This is a genomic window from Kitasatospora sp. NPDC002965, from assembly GCF_040611255.1.
GTDB lineage: Bacteria > Actinomycetota > Actinomycetes > Streptomycetales > Streptomycetaceae > Kitasatospora.
On the sequence record NZ_JBEXNT010000019.1, the window covers coordinates 21,662 to 41,639 of the forward strand.

A 19,978-nucleotide genomic window follows, 5' to 3' on the forward strand; every position below is an offset into this window, starting at 1 on the left:
CCGCCCGCACACCCGCCCAGCCCTCGGGCCGGCCCGACGGGCCGGCCGAGCGGCCCCCGGCGGGCCCGTCAGCCGACCTGCCCGCCGATCAGCCACCCCAGCAGGTACGTCACCCCGGCCGCCGCCCCGCCCAGCACCAGCTGCCGCAGCCCGCTGAACCACCAGCTGCGCGCCGTCACCCGGGCCACCACCGCCCCGCAGGCGAACAGCCCGGCCGCCGACAGCAGCAGGGCCGGCAGCAGCGAGGTCGCACCGAGCAGGTAGGGCAGCAGCGGCAGCAGCGCACCGGCCGCGAAGCAGACGAACGAGGACCCGGCCGCCACCCACGGCGAGGGCAGGTCGTTGGGGTCGACGCCCAGCTCCTCCCGGGCGTGTATCTCCAGCGTCCGGTCCGGGTCGGCCGAGAGCTGCCGGGCCACCTCGCGGGCCAGCGCCGGATCGACCCCGCGCTCGACGTACAGCTGCGCCAGCTCGGCCAGCTCGCCGTGCGGGTTGCGGCGCAGCTCCAGCCGCTCAGCCTCGATCTCGGCCTGGACCAGCTCGCGCTGGGAGGCGACCGAGGTGTACTCCCCCGCCGCCATCGAGCAGGCACCGGCCGCCAGGCCCGCCAGACCGGTGAGCACCACGGTGCCGCCGGAGACGGCGCCGCCGACGACGCCGGTCATCAGGGCGACGTTGGAGACCAGCCCGTCCATCGCGCCGAACACGGCCGGTCGCAGCCAGCCGCCGTTCACGTCGCGGTGGTGCCCGGCGGCGGGGATCCGGGGGTGGTGCCCGGCCTCGGGGTCGAGGGTGGTCGCGCTCACGGTACTCCGGCCTCCATACGGTCGAATGATCGTCAGTTCGGCTGACGAATCGACCGTAGCCCTCCTGAGCTGGGCATTTCCAGCAAAGCAAGGCTGTCCGAACAAAGCTCCGGCCGCCCTCGCACAGGGTGCGGAGGGCGGCCGGAGTCGATGAACGTCGCAGGTCAGGCGGGGTTCCTGGCGCCCTTCTCCAACCTGTCGAGCTTCTCGGCGAGCGTGTCGGCCGATCCCGCGCCGGGCCTGTCCTCCGACTTTGCGTCGGACGTCGAGCCGGACGTCGAGCCAAACTTCGAGCCGGGCTTCGAGCCGGTCCTCCCGTCCGACGGCTCGCCGGACGCGCCCTCCGACTCCTCGTCCACGGCCGAGTCCGGGTCCGTCACGGCCGCCGCGGACGCCGAGTCGGGCGCCGTCGGGTCGATGCTCGCCGGGTCCTCGCGGCCGGGCCGCTTCTTCCCCACGATCACGAAGTAGGCGACGGCACCCACGAAGACCACGACCGCGACCCAGCCGTTGAGCCGCAGGCCGAGCACGTGGTGCGCGTCGTCGATCCGCAGGTACTCGGTCCAGAACCGGCCCACCGTGTACCCGGCCACGTACAGCGCGAAGGCCCGGCCGTGGCCCAGGGTGAACCGGCGGTCCGCCCAGATCACCAGCGCCGCGACACCGACGCACCAGAGCGACTCGTAGAGGAAGGTCGGGTGGTAGATCCCGGTGACCGTCTCGCCGCCGGGCAGCGTCTTCTGGATCTCCAGGCCCCACGGCAGCGTGGTCTCCCGGCCGTACAGCTCCTGGTTGAACCAGTTGCCCCAGCGGCCGAGCGCCTGGGCCAGCGCGATGCCCGGTGCGATCGCGTCGGCGTAGGCGGGCAGCGGGACGCCCCGGCGGCGGGCGCCGATCCAGGCACCGACCGCGCCGAGCGCGATCGCGCCCCAGATCCCGAGGCCGCCCTCCCAGATCTTGAGGGCGTTCCAGGGGTTCTTCCCCTCGCCGAAGTACAGCTGGTGGTCGGTGATCACGTGGTAGAGCCGGCCGCCGACCAGGCCGAACGGCACAGCCCAGACGGCGATGTCGCCGACCGTGTGCTTGCCACCGCCGCGGGCGACCCAGCGCTTGCTGCCGAGCCAGACGGCCACGACGACACCGAGGATGATGCAGAAGGCGTACGCGCGCAGCGGGACCGGTCCGATGTACAGGACGCCCCGCGACGGGCTGGGAATGTAGGCGATATCCATGGCAGCTCCGACGCTACAGGGTCCACGGCCTCCGCCGGGCACCCCCAGGGTCACAGATCGGCGCACAGCGCACCGCCGCCCCCTCCGGACGGGGAGGAGACGGCGGGATCCGCACGGGTACGGGTCAGCCGGCGGTCGGGGTGGCGGCCGGGCCGGAGGGGGCGGCCGACGCGCTCGCGGTACCCGGCTGCTTGCCCTGGTTGGCCGCGTCCACCCACTTGGTGAGGTTGGCCGGCGTGATCTCCTCGTTGTTGTACTTGGGGTAGATCGGCTGCCCGTTGAGCAGCACCGTCGGCGTGGACTTGTAGCTGGACTTGTCGAAGTCCTGCTGCACCGCCGACACCCATCCGCTGTACTTGTTGTCGTTGACGCACGCCTCGAACTCCGGCGTGTTCAGCCCCGGCACCTGCTTGGCCAGTTCGATCAGGGTCGAGGTCTTGCCGAAGGCGTCGTCGGTCTCCTGCGGCTGGTTGCGGTAGAGGACGTCGTGGTAGGCGCGGAACTTCCCCGCGTCCTGGGCGCAGCCCAGCGCGTTGGCCCCGTACTTGGAGCCCTTGCCGCCCACCGCCCGGTCGATGAACGAGACGATGTGGTAGTTCCCGACGATCTTGCCCTCGTCCTGCAGCCGGTCGATGGTCTCGGCGAACTCCTTCTCGAAGATCGCGCAGGCCGGGCAGCGCGGGTCCTCGTAGACGGTGAGCGTGGCCGGGGCGTCGGCCGCGCCGACCGGGATGACCAGGTTCTTGTCACCGATGGTGCCGGCGGGGGCGGCGGCGGGGGTCTCGGGCTTGGACCGTTCGTTCTGCACCACCACGCCGGTGACCACCGCGGCGGCGATCACGGCCAGTGCCACCCCGCCGATGATCAGCTTCTTCTTGCGCCGGCCGCGGGCCTCGTCCTCGGCCCGTTCCGCCAGCATCCGCTCGCGGGCGGTGCGCTTGCCTTCTCGGTTCTTCTCGCTCATCAGCCTTGGACATTCCAGGTTCGGGGGTGGGGATGCGGTGCGACGGGGCGGCCCGACGTGCTGTTCAGCTCGCCAGCCAGCCGTCCACCGAGAACTTGGTGCGGGGCCGCCAGACCAGCCACCCGGCCAGCAGCAGGAACCCGGTGTCGCGCAGGATCTCCTGCAGGTACTCGGTCTGCGAGGCGTCCACCGCCCCGCCGCCGCCGAAGCAGCCGCAGTCGATCGAGATGCCGCGCGCCCACGCGGAGGCGATCCCGCCGATGAAGGCGAGCAGCAGCACCGCGGAGACCACGGCGACCAGCCGCACGCCGAGGCCGATCACCAGGAGCAGCGCGAGCGCCAGCTCCAGGAAGGGCAGGGCGTGGCCGACCGGCTTGACCAGGCCCTCCGGCAGGATCTCGTACGCCCGCACCGCCTGCGCGGCCTCGGCCGGGTCGGCGATCTTGGCCAGCCCGGCCCAGCCCCACACCACGGCGAGGCCCAGTCGGGCGGCCGTGCCGATCCACTCCGTCACCGGCCCGGCCATCCGGACAACCCCCTCGGGAAACACCGTCACGTCCTGATGAACCGTAACCAGTGACGCCGGGTTCCTCCATATTCAGGAGTTAAGCCGAAAGAGTGACGTTTATGACGCCCTGTCCGATTGCGCCCTAGCGCGTGTTCGGATCGCAGCCCGGTGGCCGGCCGAGGTCGTAGCGGCCCGCGTCGAGGTCCCGTCGCCCCTCCCGGACCGAGCGGCCGGCCCGTACCACCGCGTCCACCCGGGCCGCCTCCGCACAGACGTGGGCGTCCCGCTCGGCGCGCTCCACACCCCGTTTGGCCAGCGCCGGACCGACCACGCCCTGGGCGCCGAGGGCGGCCCCCAGCACCAGGGCGGCCGCGGCCGCCCGCAGCAGCACGGCTCGCTGGAGACCTGGCACCGGCCGACCCCTTCCGCTCGCTCCGCACCACCGGGGCACGTCGTTCGTGCACTCGTCCCTCCACTCAACGCCGGTCAACCCCCGTTGATGCGTGCACCCGCCGCTGTTCACCCGTTCGGGTCGTCCCCGCCGGGACCGGGAACGCCGACGGCCCGCCGCCCCCGGAATGCGGGGCGGCGGGCCGTCGGTCCTGCGGGTCAGCGCCGGCGGACGCCCTCCGCCAGCTCACCGGCGAGGGCGCGCACGGCGGCCAGGCCGGCCCGCTCGTCCCCGTCCGCGTCCAGGATCCGCTGCACGAACGCCGATCCGACGATCACACCGTCCGCGAACCCGGCCACCTGCGCGGCCTGCTCACGGGTCGACACCCCGAGGCCGACGCAGACCGGCAGCTCGGTGGTGGCCCTGGTCCGGGCGACCAGGTCCTCGGCCAGGTCGCCGACCTGGGCCCGGCTGCCGGTCACGCCCATCACCGCGGCCGCGTACACGAAGCCGCTGCCGGCCGCCGTGACCTCGGCCAGCCGCTTGTCCCTGCTGCTCGGCGCGACCACGAACACGGTGTCCAGACCGTGCTCGTCCGCCGCCTTGCGCCACTCCTCGGACTCCTCCACCGGAAGGTCCGGCAGGATGCAGCCCACCCCGCCGGCCGCGGCCAGGTCGGCGGCGAACCGCGCGGTCCCGTACCGCTCCACCGGGTTCCAGTAGGTCATGACCAGCACCGCCGCCCCGGGGTGCGCGGCCGCGACCTCCTGCACCGTCCGCAGCACGTCCTTGATCCGGACGCCGCCGCGCAGCGCGATGTCGTCGGCCGTCTGGATGGTCGGACCGTCCAGGACCGGGTCGGAGTGCGGCAGGCCGATCTCGACGACGTCGCAGCCGCCCTCGATCAGCGCGTTGACCGCGCGCACCCCGCCGTCCACGCTCGGGAAGCCGGCCGGCAGGTAGCCGATCAGCGCCGCGCGGTTCTCCGCCTTGGCCGCGGCCAGGATGCCACTGAGCTTCGAAGCCATGATCACTTACCCCCGTGGGCGGAGCCGGCGCCCGGCTCGTCGTACAGGCCGAAGTACTCGGCCGCGGTGTGCATGTCCTTGTCGCCGCGCCCGGAGAGCGAGACCAGGATCGTGGCCTCGGGCCCGAGCTCGCGGCCCAGCTCCAGGGCGCCGGCCAACGCGTGCGCGCTCTCGATGGCCGGGATGATGCCCTCGGTGCGGGACAGCAGCCGCAGCGCCTGCATGGCGGCGTCGTCGGTGACCGGCCGGTACTCGGCCCGGCCGGTGTCCTTCAGCCAGGCGTGCTCCGGGCCGACGCCCGGGTAGTCGAGGCCGGCCGAGATCGAGTGGGACTCGATGGTCTGGCCGTCCTCGTCCTGGAGGACGTAGGTGCGGGAGCCGTGCAGCACGCCCGGGTCGCCCTTGGTGAGGGTGGCGGCGTGCTTCGGGGTCTCGGCGCCCTCGCCGGCCGCCTCGCAGCCGATCAGGCGCACGCCCGCGTCCGGGATGAACTCGTGGAAGATGCCCATCGCGTTGGAGCCGCCGCCGACGCAGGCGACGACGGCGTCGGGCAGCCGTCCGGTCCGGTCCAGGACCTGCTGCCGCGCCTCGATGCCGATCACCCGGTGGAAGTCCCGGACCATCATCGGGAAGGGGTGCGGCCCGGCGACGGTGCCGAACAGGTAGTGGGTGGAGTCGACGTTGGCGACCCAGTCGCGGAACGCCTCGTTGATGGCGTCCTTGAGGGTGCGGCTGCCGGAGGTGACGGACACCACCTCGGCACCGAGCATCCGCATCCGGGCGACGTTGAGCGCCTGGCGCTGGGTGTCCACCTCGCCCATGTAGATGGTGCAGTCGAAGCCGAACAGCGCGCAGGCGGTGGCGGTGGCCACGCCGTGCTGCCCGGCGCCGGTCTCGGCGATGATCCGGGTCTTGCCCATCCGGCGGGTGAGCAGCGCCTGGCCCAGCACGTTGTTGATCTTGTGCGAGCCGGTGTGGTTGAGGTCCTCGCGCTTCAGCAGGACGCGCGCGCCCCCCGCCTCGGCGGAGAAGCGGTGGACGTCGGTCAGCGGGCTCGGCCGGCCGGTGTAGTCCTTGAGCAGCGCGTCGAGCTCGGCGGTGAAGGCCGGATCGGCCTTCGCCTTCTCGTACTCCTCGGCGACCTGCTCCACGGCGGCGACGAGGGCCTCCGGGATGAAGCGGCCCCCGTACGCGCCGAAGTAGCCGCGTGCGTCCGGCACCTCGGCGCCGGGCAGGTAGTCCTTGGCGGACTTGTCGGACATGGTGAAGTCCTTCGGGAACTCGGGAAGATGACGATGACGAGAGGGACGTCGGAACGGCTGGTCAGCCGTGCGTCCCGCGCCATCGCCGTCCCGGCACCTGCCCGGGCTCGCAGCCGATGACGTACCGCACCCGCCTGCCCAGCACCCGGCGTGCGGGCGCGCGGCAGCCGCGCGGGCGGCAGCCGGGGGCGAGACGGGTGGCGATCTTCATGGCGGCGGGATCAGTCCTTGTGGCGGATCGCGGGGTGGGCACCGGCCGCGACCAGGTCGGCCACGGCGGCGCGCGGGTCCTTGCCCGTCACCAGGGACTCGCCGACCAGCACCGCGTCGGCGCCCAGGTTGGCGTAGGAGATCACGTCCAGCGGGCCGCGCACGCCGGACTCGGCGATCTTGACGACGTTGTCCGGGATGGCGTGGACGACGTTGCCGAAGGTGTTCCGGTCCACTTCGAGGGTCTTCAGGTTGCGGGCGTTGACGCCGATGATCCGTGCGCCGGCGTCCACCGCGCGCGCGATCTCCTCCTCGTCGTGCACCTCGACCAGCGGGGTGAGGCCGATCGACTCGGCACGCTCGATCAGCGACACCAGGGCCGGCTGGTCGAGGGCCGCGACGATCAGCAGCGCGAGGTCGGCGCCGTGCGCGCGGGCCTCCCACAGCTGGTAGGCGGTGACGATGAAGTCCTTGCGGAGCAGCGGGGTGTCCACCGCGGCGCGGACGGCGTCCAGGTCGGCCAGCGACCCGCCGAAGCGGCGCTGCTCGGTCAGCACGCTGATCGCGGCGGCGCCGCCGGCCGCGTAGTCGGCGGCCAGGGCGGCCGGGTCCGCGATCGCGGCCAGGGCGCCCTTGGACGGGCTGGAGCGCTTGACCTCGCAGATCACCCGTACGCCGTCGCCCTTGAGCGCGGCCACGCCGTCCTTGGCGTCCGGGGCCTTGGCGGCGAGCTCCTTGAGCTCGTCCAGCGACACTCGGGCCTGCCGCTCGGCGAGGTCCTCACGGACCCCTTCGATGATCGAGTCGAGCACACTCACGCCAAGCGCCCCCATCATGTCTGCTAGTTCTGCTAGCGAGGAGCCGGACGGCCAGTGGGCCTCCGGCCCTTCGATGGTATCGGCAAGGGGGGGCGCCCAGCGCATCCGCCCAGCGCGCGTCTCGCGGAGCGGACGCCTCCGGGCCCCCTCCGAGCTGCGGTTTCACGGCTCCTCCACCCCCGCTCGCCGCGCCCCGGACGGCCCGGACCGGCTCGGGACCGGCCGGGACCGGCGCGGGGTCCTCAGACCAGCGGCGGGGCCAGCCCCGCGCCGATCGGCAGGTTGCGCACCACCGTGAAGACCAGCACCAGCAGCCCCACCAGCACCCAGCGCCGCGCCCCGAGCGCGAGCCGGGGCACCGGCACACCGCGCGCCGCCGACCAGATCCACCGCAGCCAGAGCACCGCCAGCACGGCGAAGAGCAGCACCGCCACCGCGTTGTCGTGCAGCGCGCCGCTCAGGTCCCCGTGGGCCAGCGCGTGGACGCAGCGCAACCCGCCGCAGCCGGGACACCACCAGCCGGTGGCCGCGAGGAACGGACAGTCCGGGTAGTGCCCGGGGGCGTTCGGGTCGACCGCGGCGACGTACCCGGTGGGGACGGCCACCGCGACCAGGGCGGTCAGCGGCGGCACCAGCCGGCGCGGCCCGGACGACCGGGCGGTGGCGGCGGAAGCGGTGGGAGCGGCGTTCACGCCCACGATTGTGCCCGCCCGGGCGTCCCGCCAGAAACGAAACGGCGGGCGTGGCGCCCGCCGTTCACGCAGTACCGGGAGTTCCTCAGGCAGCGACCAGCGCGGCCTGCTCCTCGGGGGTGTACACGTTGGTGCTGGGCTGCTGGCCCATGCCCGCCATCGCCATGGCCTTGCCCACCACGGCACCGAGCAGGACGACCGCCAGGCCGGCCCAGACCAGCAGCACCGACGGCAGGATCATGGCGACGCCCGCGATGCCGAAACCGATGAAGGAGATGGTCACGCCGGTCCAGGCGGCGAGGGTGTGACCGTGTGCTGCTGCTGCCATCTGATGGTGCTCCTAGGCTCTCGGGTCCCGGCCGGGCCTGCGGGCCCCTGGCGGGTTGACGGTTCCATTGTGCCGGGCCACACACGGGTGCCCCAAAGGGGGTGGAGGGTCTATCGCGTCACAGCGCGCGCCGTGCGCCGGCCGGTCAGCCGGCGGTCGGGTCCTCGCCCCGGTCCAGCGCCTTCCACAGGTCGGCCGGGCTCTCCGCGGCCGCGCTCTTCCGCGACACCGGCGCCTTCCCGGTCGGGGCCTCGTAACGGCTGCCCATGGCCGGCCAGCCGCGCCCGAACCGGAGGGTGAGCAGCCCGGCCAGTGCCAGCAGCAGCCCGCCGGCCAGCGCCACCCACGGCCATCCGGTGTGCCCGACCCCGGTCGCGGCGGAGCCGGTCAGGGCGAGCTTGCGGGCCGCCTCACCGTCCAGCGCCGCGGTGTCCCCGGCGCCCGCCACCGCGGCCGCCGCCGCGCCGAGCCCGGCCAGCAGGGTCAGGGCCCCCACCGCGAGCCGCCCGGCGCCGCGCACCGCGAACACCGCGACCGCAGCCGCCAGCGCCACCAGCGCCAGCCCGGCGGGCAGTTCGGAGATCCTCCCGCCGGTGACGGAGACCTCCAGGGTGCCGGCCAGGCCCTCGGCCCAGACGCGGCCGGCGGCGGTCAGCACCAGGACCGCGCCCAGCGCGGTCAGCAGCAGCATCAGGCCGAGCGTCCGCCGCCCGGCGCCGCCCTTCGCGGGGACGGGCTCGGTCTCGGTACGGGACTGGGTAGGAACGCTCACCCGTCCACTATCCCTGACACCACGCGCCGGACCTACGCCGGGTCGACCGGGAAGTCGTCGGTCGACAGCACCAGGGTCCGGTCCGCCGACGGCAGGAACACGTCGTTGCCGAAGGGCACCCGCTCCGCCTCCCGGTAGCCGCCGGTGCGCTGCGGGGCACTGTGCACCGTGCAGACCGCCTCGGCCTGGTCCACCACGACGTACAGCGGGATCCCGCACCCGCCGTAGGTGCGCACCTTCGTCACGTGGTCGTGGTCCCGGCCGGACGGCGGCACCACCTCGATCACCGCTTCGAGGTCGTGCCACGCGAACCGGCCGCGGCCGTTGCGCTCGGCGCCGGGGGCGACGACCGCCAGGTCGGGGGCGTAGCCGGAGCGGGCCGAGGGGAAGTCGACCATGGCGTCCGCGAGAACGGTGCCGCGGCCGGCGAGCTGCTGCTCCAGCTGCGCGGCCGCGCTGCGCACGACGGCCCGGTGGCTCTCCCCCCGGGGCGTCATGATGATCTTCCCGTCCGTGATCTCCACCCGGTACCCGCGCGGGAGGTTCACGCCCTCCAGCACGTCCCAGGCCGATCCGGCACCCTGGTCCTGCGACATCCCGGCTCCTTACGGCGGCTCACACCGCCGGCGTGCGCAGCGTATTCGCCGTGGCCACCGCGCGCAGGACGGCGGCGGCCTTGTTGCGGCATTCGGTGTCCTCGCCGTGCGGGTCGGAGTCGGCCACCACGCCGGCGCCGGCCTGGACGTACGCGGTGCCGTCGCGCAGGACCGCCGTCCGGATCGCGATCGCGGTGTCGGAGTCCCCGGCGAAGTCCAGGTAGCCGACGCAGCCGCCGTACAGGCCGCGGCGGGTGGGCTCCAGCTCCTCGATGATCCGCATCGCGCGCGGCTTGGGCGCCCCGGAGAGGGTGCCGGCCGGGAAGCAGGCGGTGAGCACGTCGAAGGCGGTCCGACCCTCGGCGACCCGGCCGGTCACGGTGGAGACGATGTGCATGACGTGGCTGTACCGCTCGATGTGCATGAAGTCGACGACCTCGACGCTGCCCGGCTCGCAGACCCGCCCGAGGTCGTTGCGGCCGAGGTCGACCAGCATCAGGTGCTCGGCCCGCTCCTTGGGGTCGGCGAGCAGCTCGGCGGCCAGGTCGCTGTCCTCCTGCGGGGTGGCGCCGCGGTGCCGGGTGCCGGCGATCGGGTGCAGCATCGCCTCGCCGTCGGTGACCTTGACCAGCGCCTCCGGGCTGGAGCCGACCACGTCGAAGCCGCCCTCGGCGCCGCCGTCCGGCCCGGGGAACCGGAACAGGTACATGTACGGGCTGGGGTTGGTGGTGCGCAGGACGCGGTAGACGTCGAGCGCGGAGGCCGGGCAGGGCGCCTCGAACCGCTGCGAGGGCACGACCTGGAAGGCCTCGCCGGCCCGGATCCGCTCCTTGATCTCCTCGACCGCGGCCCGGTAGGGCTCCCCGCCGAACGGCGAGCGGACCTCGCCGGGGCCGGTCGGGGTGAAGGTGGCGAGGCCGGGGTCGACCGGCTTCAGCAGGTCGGTCTCCATGGCGTCCAGCCGGGCGACCGCGTCCGCGTACGCCTCGTCGACGCCGCTGGCCAGGTCGTTGTGGTTGACGGCGTTGGCGATCAGCAGCACCGTGCCGTCGGCGTGGTCGAGCACGGCGAGGTCGGTGGCGAGCAGCATGGTCAGCTCGGGGAGCTTCAGGTCGTCCGGGTTGAGGTCCGGGAGCTTCTCCAGCCGGCGGACCACGTCGTAGCCGAGGTAGCCGACCAGGCCGCCGGTGAGCGGCGGGAGGCCGTCGTCGGCGCTGCGCGGGGTGTGCAGGGTCTCCAGCGCGGCGCGCAGCACCTCCAGCGGGTCGCCGGTGGTGGGGATGCCGACCGGCGGGGCGCCGTGCCAGCGGGCCCCGCCGTCCGGGCCGACGGTCAGCGCGGCCTCGCTGCGGACGCCCACGAAGGAGTAGCGGGACCAGCTGCGGCCCTGCTCCGCGGACTCCAGCAGGAAGGTGCCGGGGCGCTCGGCGGCCAGGCTGCGGTAGAGACCGATCGGGGTGAGGCCGTCCGCGAGGAGCCTGCGGGTGACCGGGATGACCCGGGTGTCGACGGCGAGTTTGCGGAAGGCTTCGAGGTCCATGGCGGGCGGCACCTTACGGAAGTGGGGTGGGGGTGGTCAGCCGAGGGGGAGCACGTCGGCGTCGAAGCAGGTGCGGTCGCCGGTGTGGCAGGCCGCGCCGGTCTGGTCCACCTTGACCAGCAGGGTGTCGCCGTCGCAGTCCAGCGCGACCGACTTCACCTGCTGGACGTGGCCGGAGGTGTCGCCCTTCACCCAGTACTCGCGGCGGCTGCGGCTCCAGTAGGTGCAGCGGCCGGTGGTGAGGGTGCGGTGCAGCGCCTCGTCGTCCATCCAGCCGAGCATCAGCACCTCGCCGGTGTCGTACTGCTGCGCGACAGCCGGGAGCAGGCCGTCCTCGGTGCGCTTGAGGCGCGCGGCGATCTCGGGGGCGAGGGCGGTGGAGCCGGGGGCGGCGGGTGTGGTGGACATGGGGCCATTGTGTCAGTCCGGTCCGCTCGCGACGCCCGCCGTCCGGATCCCGGCCGCCGCCGCGGGCCCGGCCCGGACGGTCCGCCCGGAGGCCGGGGAACGCCCTGCCGACCGGGCCGGCCCGGGCCCGGTCCGCGGGACGCCGCCCGAGGTCCGGGCCCGGATCGGACGAGTTGTGCCAACCGGCTGCCGACCGGCACCGCTCTGGGCCATCCTCGTGCCCATGACCACCGAGCCGCCCGCCGCCGAGCCCCCGGGCACCGACCGTCCGAGTACCGACCGTTCGAGCCGCGACCGGCCGGGTGCCGGCGCACCGGGGGCCGGCCGTCCCGGCACCGGGCCCGCCGCCGGGCCGTCGCGGGGGCTGCTGCTCGCCGTCGTGGCGGTGCTGGCCGTCCTGCTCGCGGTGGTGGCCACCGTGCTGCTCTGGCCGGAGGAGAAGCCGGCCGCCCAGCCGCCCCCGCCCTCCCCCACCACGACCTCCCCGAGTCCCACGCCCACACCCACCCCGACCCCCACGCCGACCCCGACCCCGACGCCCACCAAGGTGGTCCCGTACACCTTCTTCACGGTCGGCACCTGCTTCGACCACCCGCAGCTCAGCAGGACCATCACCAAGCCGGAGGCACGGCCCTGCGAGGGCCGGCACGACGGCGAGGCGATCGCCGACCTGCTGCTCCCGGAGGGTCTGAGCGGCGACTACCAGATCGCCAACGCGATGCGGGACGGCTGCAAGGAGGCGCAGGCCGCCGCCGAGGCCCGCCAGGGCGGCGGCGGCCCGTACTACAGCTACCCCGTGGGTCCGACCAAGACCTTCTACCAGCAGGGCTGGCGGGACTACACCTGCACCCTGACGGCGAGCAACCGCCTCGACTCCACCAAGCTCACCGGCAACCTCCGCCCGTGAGTGCCCGGGTCCCTCACCCGGGGCACGTCATCTGACTAGGCTGGGCGGCATGTCGAACCACGCCCTCGCCGAGCGTCACCGCCTCGCCGAACTGCTGGCCGCCGCCGGGCCGGACGCGCCCACCCTCTGTGCCGGGTGGTCCACCCGGGACCTCGCCGCCCACCTGGTGCTCCGGGAGCGCCGGCCGGACGCGGCGGCGGGCATCCGGGGCGGCCCGCTGGCCGGCCGGACCCGACGGGTGCAGGACGCGTACGCCGACCGCCCGTACGAGGAGCTGATCCGGCTGTTCCGCTCCGGCCCTCCGGTGTTCTCGCTGTTCTCGCTGCCAGGCGCGGACGAGGCGGCCAACACCGTCGAGTACTTCGTGCACGCCGAGGACGTCGCGCGGGCCGGCGCCGACCCCGTGCGCCGGCCGGTGCCGCCCGGCCGGACGGAGGCGCTCTGGCGCCGGCTGCCGCTGATCGCCCGGCTGGAGGCCGGCCGCCGCTCCCCCGTACGGCTGGAGCTGCACCGCCCGGACGGCGCGGGCCCGACCGTCGGCCCGTCCGGTTCGTCGACCGTGCGGATCACCGGCGAGCCGGGCGAGCTGCTGCTCTTCGCCTTCGGCCGGGGTGCCCGCGCCGAGCTGGCCGTGGACGGCCCGCCGGACGCCGTCGAGGCCCTCCGCCACGTCCTGCCGCTCCCGTAGGACCTGCCGGCCGAACCGGTGTCGCCGCAGGCCGGGCCCGCCCCGGCTGCGGATGTCAGTGGCGGGGTGCAGACTCGCAGAGGGCCGGGGAGGGGCGCCTCCACGGCCGTCTGAGGGCTGCCCGGCCCCGTCCCGTCGAAGGAGCGCGACACCATGCTCACCACCGACTTCCCCACCGGTTCCCCCTGTTGGATCGACCTCGGCAGTCCGGACCCGGCCGCCGCCGCCGCGTTCTACGGCTCGGTGTTCGGCTGGACCTTCCGGTCGGCCGGCCCGGAGGCCGGCGGCTACGGCTTCCTCCAGCTGGACGGCCGGACGGTCGCGGCCATCGGCCCGCTGACCGAGGAGGGCGCGCAGTCCGCCTGGACGACGTACCTGCGCACGCCGGACGCGGACGCCGCCACCAAGGCCGTCGAGCAGGCCGGCGGCTCCGTCCGCGTACCGCCCTTCGACGTGATGGACGCCGGGCGGATGGCCCAGCTGACCGACCCGCAGGGCGCCCGGTTCGCGCTCTGGCAGCCCGGCGCGGTCACCGGCCTGGACGTCGTCTCCGAGGACGGCGCGCTGATCTGGGCCGAGCTGCACACCACCGACGTGGACGCCGGGTTCGCCTTCTACGAGCGGGTGTTCGGCTGGCGCCACGCCGACCTCCCCTCCCCCGGCGGTACGTACCGGGTGGTCTCCACCGCCGACGGCGACCAGCAGGACGCCACCTTCGGCGGCATCGCCCCGGTGATGGGCGAGGACCAGGTGACCGCCTGGACCCCGTACTTCGGTTCGTCCGACGTGCCGGCGGTGGTCGCCCGGGCCACCGCGGCCGGCGGCACGGTGCTGATGGGCCCGGAGCACGTCCCGGACGTCGGCGTGCTGGCCTGGCTGGCCGACCCGTTCGGCGCCCCGTTCGCGCTGATCAAGGGCGAGCCGCCGCAGGAGTCCTGACCGGTCCGGCCGGCCCGCCCGACCCCGCGGAGGCGCCCCCCTCGTTCGCCATGTCCGTTACAGGACAAGGAAGTTGACGAACCGAGGGCGCCTCAGCGGGGGCCGCGCGCGGCCTTCCCGTACCCCGGCCGCTGCGCTAGCCTCACCAGGGCATCCCCACGGCCGATCCCCCGGCGGGATCGCCGCCCATCCACCGTGCAGCGGAGGACCACGGGTTGAGACCGGCGCAGCCGACAGCACCGAACCACCACCCGGACCACCACCACGCGAACCCCCACCGCCAGGACCCCCGGCAGCCGGACCCGACCACCCGGCCGGGCCCGCCGGCCGTACGGCCACCGGCGGCACGCCCGCCGGCCCGGGGCTGGCCCGAGGGCACCCTCCTCGCCGAACTGCGCCGCGACGGGTCACCGGCCGCGCTCGCCGCCGAGCAGGACATCCTCCGGCTGGGCACCCGGCGCGTCCACGGCCACGACGAGACCCTCATCCTCGACCAGGACCACGGCCGCTTCGTCCTGCTCCTGCTGGACGGCTTCGCCAAGGCCACCGTCGAGGACACCGCCGGCACGCCCGTCCTGCTCGACGTCCGCGCGTACGGGGACATCGTCGGCGAGGCCGCCGCCCTCGACGACCGCCCCCGGTCCGCCACGGTGAGCGCCGCCGGTCCGGTCACCGTCCGCCGGATCTCCCAACCCGACTGGCTGCACTGGCTCGGCACCCACCCGGTCGCCGGCATCGCGCTGAGCCGCTGCCTGGTGAACCGCAGTCGCACCGCCACCCGCCGCCTGGTCGGCCTCGCCTCCGAGCAGGTCGTCAACCGGCTCGCCCACGACCTCGCCGACCTCGCCCAGCGGTACGGCAGCGCCGGCCCGCGCGGGATCACCATCCGCCCCCGGCTGACCCAGGTCGAGCTGGGCGCCCTGATCGGCGCCGGCGAGCGGCGGGTCCACCACGCCCTGCACGAGCTGGCCGACCGCGGCCTGCTCCGGCTCGGCCGCCGCAGCACCGTCGTCCTGTCGCTGCCCGGGCTGCTCGCCGTCGCCGCCGAGGGCGAACCGGGCCGCTGACCCGCAGAAGATCGCCGCCCGGCCGAGATCCGGTCACGGAACCCTTGCGAAGCCCCCGAACCCGTCCTGCGACGGGTTCGGGCCGCCGCCGGCGCGCTCTACTACGCCCCGGGCCCGCCCGTGGGGCCCGTGGTGCGGACCGCTCGTACGGAAAGGGCGCTCATGTCTTCGATCCCGGTGACCGTGGTGGGTCCACGATCCTCCGGCAAGACCGTGTACCTGGCCAGTCTCTTCGCCAGGCTCTCCCAGCAGGACCCCGAACTCGGCTTCTCGGTGACCCTGCCGCTCGGCCAGTCCCAGCAGCTCAACGCCGTCTACGAGCAGGTCGTCGGCCCGGGCGACTGGCCGATCCCCTCCACCCCGGCGGACTTCCCGGTCTGGGACTTCACCTGCACCGTCAGCACACCGGCGCGGCGGCGGCTCACCCCGTTCGCCGTCTCCTACGTCGACTACAGCGGCGAGCTCCTCACCCAGGGGGACCTGTACCCGGAGTCGCTGGAGAAGCTCGACCGGCTGATGACCGCCTCGCCCTTCCTGCTGATCCTGCTGGACGGCGAGAGGGTTCTGCGCTTCCTGGCCGGCGACAACCGGCTGATCAGCGAGTACCGGCCCGTCTTCAGCCACCTCGGTGCCAACCAGGACGCGGTGGTCCACTTCGTCCTGACCAAGTGGGACCTGCTGGAGGCGGCCGGCCACACCCTGGAGCAGGTGGCCGACCGGCTCTGCGCGACGCGGGAGTTCCGGCTCTTCGTCGACGGCCGGCGCGCGCTGCAGGGCGACGGCGGCGTGATCCGGCTCATCCCCGTCAGCTCGGTGGGCCGCGGCTTCGCCCGCCTCGACGAGAACGGCCACGTGGTCAAGACGCCCGGCGCCCGGCCCGACCCGCTCGACGTCGAGGTGCCGTTCATGGCCGTCGTGGTGGACCTCTTCACGACCGAGCTGAGGAAGTACACCCGGGCCCGGGAGAACCCCGCCGTCCGTGCGCCGGGGAACTCCGAGGGCCTGCTGCGGATCTTCCGGCGGGTCAGCGCCGGCATGCCGCTGGTCCGGGCGTTCCTCGCCACCCGCGCCACCAGGAACCCGCTGCTGAAGACCGCCGGCGAGGTCGTCGTCGACGCCCTCGCCGAGTACGTCGACGAGCAGGCGCGGCGCCACGGCCGCCGGATCGAGGAGAGTGCCGCCCAGCTGCGCCGGGCGGTCGAGCAGGCCGCCACCGACCAGCAGGCACTGGTCCGCATCGCCAAGGCGTTCCAGGCCCGGCTGGAGGAGTTCGAGGACGAGCACCCCGGCTCCCGGCTCGACCTCTGGACGGCCCGGACATGAGCGCCGCCGCCGGCACCCGCCGCCAGACGGTCTGGCCGTTCGCCATCGTCTGCGCCCCGACCACCGGCTACGGGCTCGCCGCCGCGCCGGACTTCCTGGTCGAACGCCGCCAGGCGTCCGTCCTCAGCAGCACCGCGGGCGGCAGCCTGAACGGCTCCGCCTCCCTGGTGCAGCTGGTCGGCGCCGACGGCGGAAGCTTCTGGCTGCTCTACCGGATGGTCCCGCTGAGCGCCCGGGAGGTGGACCAGGAGGGCGAGGTCGCCCGCAGCGGCAGCCGGATCGCGCCCCTGGTCGAGGGGGTGGTCACCCTGGAACGGCCCACCGGCCGGCCCACCGCCGCGTACTTCGACGCGGTGCACGAGCTGGTCCGGGGCTCGGTCCGGAGCTACTTCCTCGCCGACAACCCGCGCCGCCCCGTGGATCCGCTCCCGGGCACGACCGACCTCCCCGACCCGGCCGACCCGGCCGAGGGCGGCGAGGAGCTGCCGCTGACCGAACTGGAACCGCGCCGGACGAAGGAGCTCCTGCACGTCGTCGACGTGCCTCTCCCACCCGGGGGGCGGAGCGGGGCCACCGGGCCCGCGCCCGCTCCCGATCCCGCCGGGTCTGCTGCACGGGACCGCGCGGGTCCTGACCTCGGCGGGGCGGGGGCTGATCCTGCTCGGCGGGATCCTGGAGTCGCTCGCGGCCCCGGACCGGTAGCGCCAGCCGGGACGCCGGGGGCTCCAGGCGTCCCGGGCGGATTCGGCCGTCCCGCCCTCGCCGTCATCGGAGCACTGAGCCTGCTGGTGCTCGTCCTGCTGGTGCTGCTCGCCCTGAAGTGACGCCGGGGCGGGCACCCGGCACCCCGGAGTCCCGGGGTGCCGGGTGCCCGGCCCGCCCTCAGCGGACCGGCTGCCCGGCCTCCCGCAGCGCGTTCTTGACCTCGCCGATCCGCAGGTCGCCGAAGTGGAAGACGCTGGCGGCCAGCACCGCGTCCGCACCGGCCTCCACCGCCGGGGCGAAGTCGGCGAGCTTCCCGGCGCCGCCCGAGGCGATCACCGGCACCGAGACGGTCTTGCGGACGGCCCGGATCAGCTCCAGGTCGTACCCGTCCTTGGTGCCGTCCGCGTCCATCGAGTTGAGCAGGATCTCGCCCGCGCCCAGCTCGGCGGCGCGCCCGGCCCACTCGACGGCGTCCAGGCCGGTGCCCTGGCGCCCGCCGTGCGTGGTGACCTCGAAGCCCGACTCCGTCTCGGTACCGGGCGGGCAGCGCCGGGCGTCGACCGAGAGGACCAGCACCTGACGGCCGAACCGCCGGGCGATCTCCCGGACCAGCTCCGGCCGCGCGATGGCCGCGGTGTTGACGCCGACCTTGTCGGCGCCGGCCCGGAGCAGCTTGTCGACGTCCTCGACGGCGCGGACGCCGCCGCCGACGGTGAGCGGGATGAAGACCTGCTCGGCGGTGCGGCGCACCACGTCGTAGGTGGTCTCGCGGTCGCCGGAGGAGGCGGTGATGTCGAGGAAGGTCAGCTCGTCCGCACCCTCGGCGTCGTAGAGCTTGGCCATCTCGACCGGGTCGCCGGCGTCCCGCAGGTTCTGGAAGTTGACGCCCTTGACCACGCGGCCGGCGTCGACGTCCAGGCAAGGGATGACACGTACTGCGAGGGTCACTGCTGTCTGCCTTCCAGAGTCTTGGCGAGCCCGGCACGATAGGCGTCGATCTCGACCTCGACCATCATCCGGGAGTCGACCAGGCCCTCGACCACCACCATGGTGGCGGCCGGACGGACCGTGTCGAAGAGGAACTTGTGGGCGCGGCCGGCCTCGGAGCAGTCCCGGGCGTGGGTCACGTACATCCGGGTGCGGACCACGTCCGCGAGGGTGAGGCCGAACCGTTCGAGGGCCTCGCGCGCCGTCCCGAAGGCGGCGAGCGTCTGCCCGTACGGGTCGCCCTCGTGGTGGACGACGCCGTCGACGTCGAGGGCGGTGGCGCCGGACACGAAGAGGAAGTCCCCGGCCGCGACGGCTCGGGAGAAGCCGAACTCCTCCTCCTGGGGGAAGGAGCCCGGTACTCGGTCGAGCCGCCGCGCGGCCGGGGGTTCGCTCATCGGGACACTGCCTCCAGGGCCTCTTCGAGGGTGAACTTCTGCTCGTAGAGTGCCTTGCCGACGATCGCGCCCTCGACTCCCTCGCCGACCAGCGTCGCGATCGCCCGGAGGTCGTCCAGCGAGGAGACGCCGCCGGAGGCGACCACGGGGCGGTCGGTGGCGGCGCAGACGTCGCGCAGCAGCTGCAGGTTGGGGCCGGTCAGGGTGCCGTCGCGGTTGACGTCGGTGACCACGTACCGGGCGCAGCCCTCGGAGTCGAGGCGGGCCAGCACGTCGAAGAGCTGTCCGCCGTCGCGGGTCCAGCCGCGGCCGCGCAGGGTGGTGCCGACCACGTCCAGGCCGACGGCGATCTTGTCGCCGTGCTCGGCGATGACCTTGGCGACCCACTCGGGGCTCTCCAGGGCGGCGGTGCCGAGGTTCACCCGGGTGCAGCCGGTGGCGAGCGCGGCGGCCAGCGACTCGTCGTCGCGGATGCCGCCGGACAGCTCGACCTTGATGTCGAGGGCGGCGGTGACCTCGCGGAGCAGCTCGCGGTTGGAGCCGGTGCCGAAGGCGGCGTCGAGGTCGACCAGGTGGAGCCACTCGGCGCCGGCGCTCTGCCAGGCGAGGGCGGCGGCGAGCGGCTCGCCGAAGGAGGTCTCGGTGCCGGAGGCGCCCTTGACCAGGCGGACGGCCTGGCCGTCCCGGACGTCGACGGCGGGGAGCAGTTCGAGGCGGCTCATAGTGTTGGCAACTCTCAGATCGTCAGAGGGTGCTGACCCAGTTGGTCAGCAGGGCGGCGCCGGCGTCGCCGGACTTCTCCGGGTGGAACTGGGTGGCCCAGAGCGGACCGTTCTCGACGGCCGCCACGAACGGCTCGCCGTGGGTGGCCCAGGTCACCAGCGGGGGGTTGATCCGCGCGCTGTGGACCTCCAGCTCCCAGCTGCGCACCGCGTAGGAGTGCACGAAGTAGAAGCGGGAGTCGGCGTCGAGGCCGGCGAACATCCGGCCGTCCGCGGGGGCGTCGACGGTGTTCCAGCCCATGTGCGGGACGACCGGCGCCTCCAGCGGTTCCACGGTGCCCGGCCACTCGTCGCAGCCGGCGGTCTCGACGCCGTGCTCGACCCCCCGCTCGAAGAGGATCTGCATGCCGACGCAGATGCCCATGACGGGGCGGCCCCCGGCGAGCCGGCGGCCGATGATCCAGTCACCGCGGACGGCCCTCAGCCCGCGCATGCAGGCCTCGAAGGCGCCCACGCCGGGGACGAGCAGGCCGTCCGCGTCCATCGCGGTCTGGAAGTCGGACGTGACGGTGACGTTCGCCCCGGTGCGCTCCAGGGCGCGCTGGGCCGAGCGGAGGTTGCCGGAGCCGTAGTCGAGCACGACGACGTTCTTGCCCATGTTCAGGTGTCCAGTCTTTCGGTCGCTCG

General features: G+C 74.2%; 25 protein-coding genes. 6 read left to right on the forward strand and 19 right to left on the reverse strand.

Annotation, left to right across the window (positions count from 1 at the left end; all coding sequences use genetic code 11):
* Window positions 1-68: 68 nt before the first annotated feature.
* From ABZY91_RS10970 to hisI, 15 genes are all read right to left on the reverse strand, one after another.
* A complete protein-coding gene (locus ABZY91_RS10970; RefSeq protein ID WP_329882202.1) occupies window positions 69-761 on the reverse strand; it encodes a VIT1/CCC1 transporter family protein in 693 nt (230 codons plus the stop codon).
* A 209-nt stretch (window positions 762-970) separates the two neighbouring features.
* Entirely contained in the window at window positions 971-2,038 is a 1,068-nt protein-coding gene (gene lgt / locus ABZY91_RS10975) for a prolipoprotein diacylglyceryl transferase (protein WP_355401530.1), read from the reverse strand.
* Between the two features lie 124 nt (window positions 2,039-2,162).
* Entirely contained in the window at window positions 2,163-3,002 is an 840-nt protein-coding gene (locus ABZY91_RS10980; RefSeq protein WP_329882087.1) for a thioredoxin domain-containing protein, read from the reverse strand.
* Window positions 3,003-3,066: 64 nt separating this feature from the next.
* Complete coding sequence (locus ABZY91_RS10985) at window positions 3,067-3,558, reverse strand: MauE/DoxX family redox-associated membrane protein (RefSeq protein ID WP_355401532.1); 492 nt, start codon at window positions 3,556-3,558, stop codon at window positions 3,067-3,069.
* A 94-nt stretch (window positions 3,559-3,652) separates the two neighbouring features.
* Window positions 3,653-3,922, reverse strand: a complete 270-nt coding sequence (locus ABZY91_RS10990) for a hypothetical protein (RefSeq protein WP_329882089.1) — start codon at window positions 3,920-3,922, stop codon at window positions 3,653-3,655.
* Window positions 3,923-4,119: 197 nt separating this feature from the next.
* The gene (gene trpA / locus ABZY91_RS10995) at window positions 4,120-4,929 is read right to left on the reverse strand and encodes a tryptophan synthase subunit alpha (RefSeq protein WP_329882090.1); all 810 of its coding nucleotides are present in this window, start codon (window positions 4,927-4,929) and stop codon (window positions 4,120-4,122) included.
* Between the two features lie 2 nt (window positions 4,930-4,931).
* Complete coding sequence (gene trpB, locus ABZY91_RS11000; RefSeq protein ID WP_329882091.1) at window positions 4,932-6,191, reverse strand: tryptophan synthase subunit beta; 1,260 nt, start codon at window positions 6,189-6,191, stop codon at window positions 4,932-4,934.
* A gap of 61 nt (window positions 6,192-6,252) precedes the next feature.
* Entirely contained in the window at window positions 6,253-6,402 is a 150-nt protein-coding gene (locus ABZY91_RS11005) for a hypothetical protein (protein ID WP_167352964.1), read from the reverse strand.
* 10 nt (window positions 6,403-6,412) lie between these two features.
* Window positions 6,413-7,219, reverse strand: a complete 807-nt coding sequence (trpC, locus tag ABZY91_RS11010) for an indole-3-glycerol phosphate synthase TrpC (protein ID WP_329882092.1) — start codon at window positions 7,217-7,219, stop codon at window positions 6,413-6,415.
* Window positions 7,220-7,461: 242 nt separating this feature from the next.
* Window positions 7,462-7,911 carry a DUF2752 domain-containing protein gene (locus ABZY91_RS11015; protein ID WP_329882093.1) on the reverse strand — a complete coding sequence of 150 codons (450 nt, stop codon included), beginning with the start codon at window positions 7,909-7,911 and terminating at the stop codon, window positions 7,462-7,464.
* An 85-nt stretch (window positions 7,912-7,996) separates the two neighbouring features.
* A complete protein-coding gene (locus ABZY91_RS11020; RefSeq protein WP_355401536.1) occupies window positions 7,997-8,239 on the reverse strand; it encodes an HGxxPAAW family protein in 243 nt (80 codons plus the stop codon).
* A gap of 145 nt (window positions 8,240-8,384) precedes the next feature.
* Window positions 8,385-9,011: a TIGR02234 family membrane protein gene (locus tag ABZY91_RS11025; RefSeq protein WP_355401538.1), complete on the reverse strand. Its 627-nt coding sequence runs from the start codon at window positions 9,009-9,011 to the stop codon at window positions 8,385-8,387.
* 32 nt (window positions 9,012-9,043) lie between these two features.
* Entirely contained in the window at window positions 9,044-9,607 is a 564-nt protein-coding gene (locus tag ABZY91_RS11030; RefSeq protein ID WP_355401540.1) for a Uma2 family endonuclease, read from the reverse strand.
* Window positions 9,608-9,626: 19 nt separating this feature from the next.
* Window positions 9,627-11,147, reverse strand: a complete 1,521-nt coding sequence (locus ABZY91_RS11035) for an anthranilate synthase component I (RefSeq protein ID WP_329882098.1) — start codon at window positions 11,145-11,147, stop codon at window positions 9,627-9,629.
* A 36-nt stretch (window positions 11,148-11,183) separates the two neighbouring features.
* Window positions 11,184-11,555 carry a phosphoribosyl-AMP cyclohydrolase gene (hisI, locus tag ABZY91_RS11040; protein WP_329882099.1) on the reverse strand — a complete coding sequence of 124 codons (372 nt, stop codon included), beginning with the start codon at window positions 11,553-11,555 and terminating at the stop codon, window positions 11,184-11,186.
* A gap of 223 nt (window positions 11,556-11,778) precedes the next feature.
* Here hisI and ABZY91_RS11045 point away from each other — a divergent pair, with 223 nt between their 5' ends.
* The 6 genes from ABZY91_RS11045 (at window position 11,779) to ABZY91_RS11070 (ending at window position 17,303) form a co-directional block, all read left to right on the forward strand.
* On the forward strand, window positions 11,779-12,462 hold the full coding sequence (locus tag ABZY91_RS11045) for a hypothetical protein (protein ID WP_355401542.1): 684 nt from the start codon (window positions 11,779-11,781) through the stop codon (window positions 12,460-12,462).
* 49 nt (window positions 12,463-12,511) lie between these two features.
* Window positions 12,512-13,150, forward strand: a complete 639-nt coding sequence (locus tag ABZY91_RS11050; RefSeq protein ID WP_329952059.1) for a TIGR03085 family metal-binding protein — start codon at window positions 12,512-12,514, stop codon at window positions 13,148-13,150.
* A 153-nt stretch (window positions 13,151-13,303) separates the two neighbouring features.
* Window positions 13,304-14,089, forward strand: coding sequence for a VOC family protein (locus ABZY91_RS11055; RefSeq protein ID WP_355401544.1), 786 nt, complete (start codon window positions 13,304-13,306; stop codon window positions 14,087-14,089).
* 215 nt (window positions 14,090-14,304) lie between these two features.
* A complete protein-coding gene (locus tag ABZY91_RS11060; protein ID WP_355401546.1) occupies window positions 14,305-15,156 on the forward strand; it encodes a Crp/Fnr family transcriptional regulator in 852 nt (283 codons plus the stop codon).
* A gap of 162 nt (window positions 15,157-15,318) precedes the next feature.
* Entirely contained in the window at window positions 15,319-16,479 is a 1,161-nt protein-coding gene (locus ABZY91_RS11065) for a hypothetical protein (protein WP_355401548.1), read from the forward strand.
* Window positions 16,476-17,303: a hypothetical protein gene (locus ABZY91_RS11070; protein ID WP_355401550.1), complete on the forward strand. Its 828-nt coding sequence runs from the start codon at window positions 16,476-16,478 to the stop codon at window positions 17,301-17,303. The genes ABZY91_RS11065 and ABZY91_RS11070 overlap by 4 nt, the downstream gene beginning before the upstream one ends.
* Window positions 17,304-17,361: 58 nt before the next feature.
* Here the strand turns inward: ABZY91_RS11070 and hisF are convergent, their stop codons facing one another.
* Genes hisF through hisH form a run of 4 tightly spaced genes read right to left on the reverse strand, consistent with a single transcriptional unit; the run spans window position 17,362 to window position 19,949 of the window.
* A complete protein-coding gene (gene hisF, locus ABZY91_RS11075; RefSeq protein ID WP_329882106.1) occupies window positions 17,362-18,132 on the reverse strand; it encodes an imidazole glycerol phosphate synthase subunit HisF in 771 nt (256 codons plus the stop codon).
* Window positions 18,129-18,569, reverse strand: coding sequence for a Rid family hydrolase (locus ABZY91_RS11080; protein ID WP_329882107.1), 441 nt, complete (start codon window positions 18,567-18,569; stop codon window positions 18,129-18,131). Before ABZY91_RS11080 ends, hisF begins: the two co-directional genes overlap by 4 nt.
* Entirely contained in the window at window positions 18,566-19,291 is a 726-nt protein-coding gene (gene priA / locus ABZY91_RS11085) for a bifunctional 1-(5-phosphoribosyl)-5-((5-phosphoribosylamino)methylideneamino)imidazole-4-carboxamide isomerase/phosphoribosylanthranilate isomerase PriA (RefSeq protein WP_329952054.1), read from the reverse strand. Before priA ends, ABZY91_RS11080 begins: the two co-directional genes overlap by 4 nt.
* Before the next feature lie 22 nt (window positions 19,292-19,313).
* Window positions 19,314-19,949, reverse strand: a complete 636-nt coding sequence (gene hisH, locus ABZY91_RS11090) for an imidazole glycerol phosphate synthase subunit HisH (protein WP_355401553.1) — start codon at window positions 19,947-19,949, stop codon at window positions 19,314-19,316.
* Window positions 19,950-19,978: the final 29 nt, after the last annotated feature.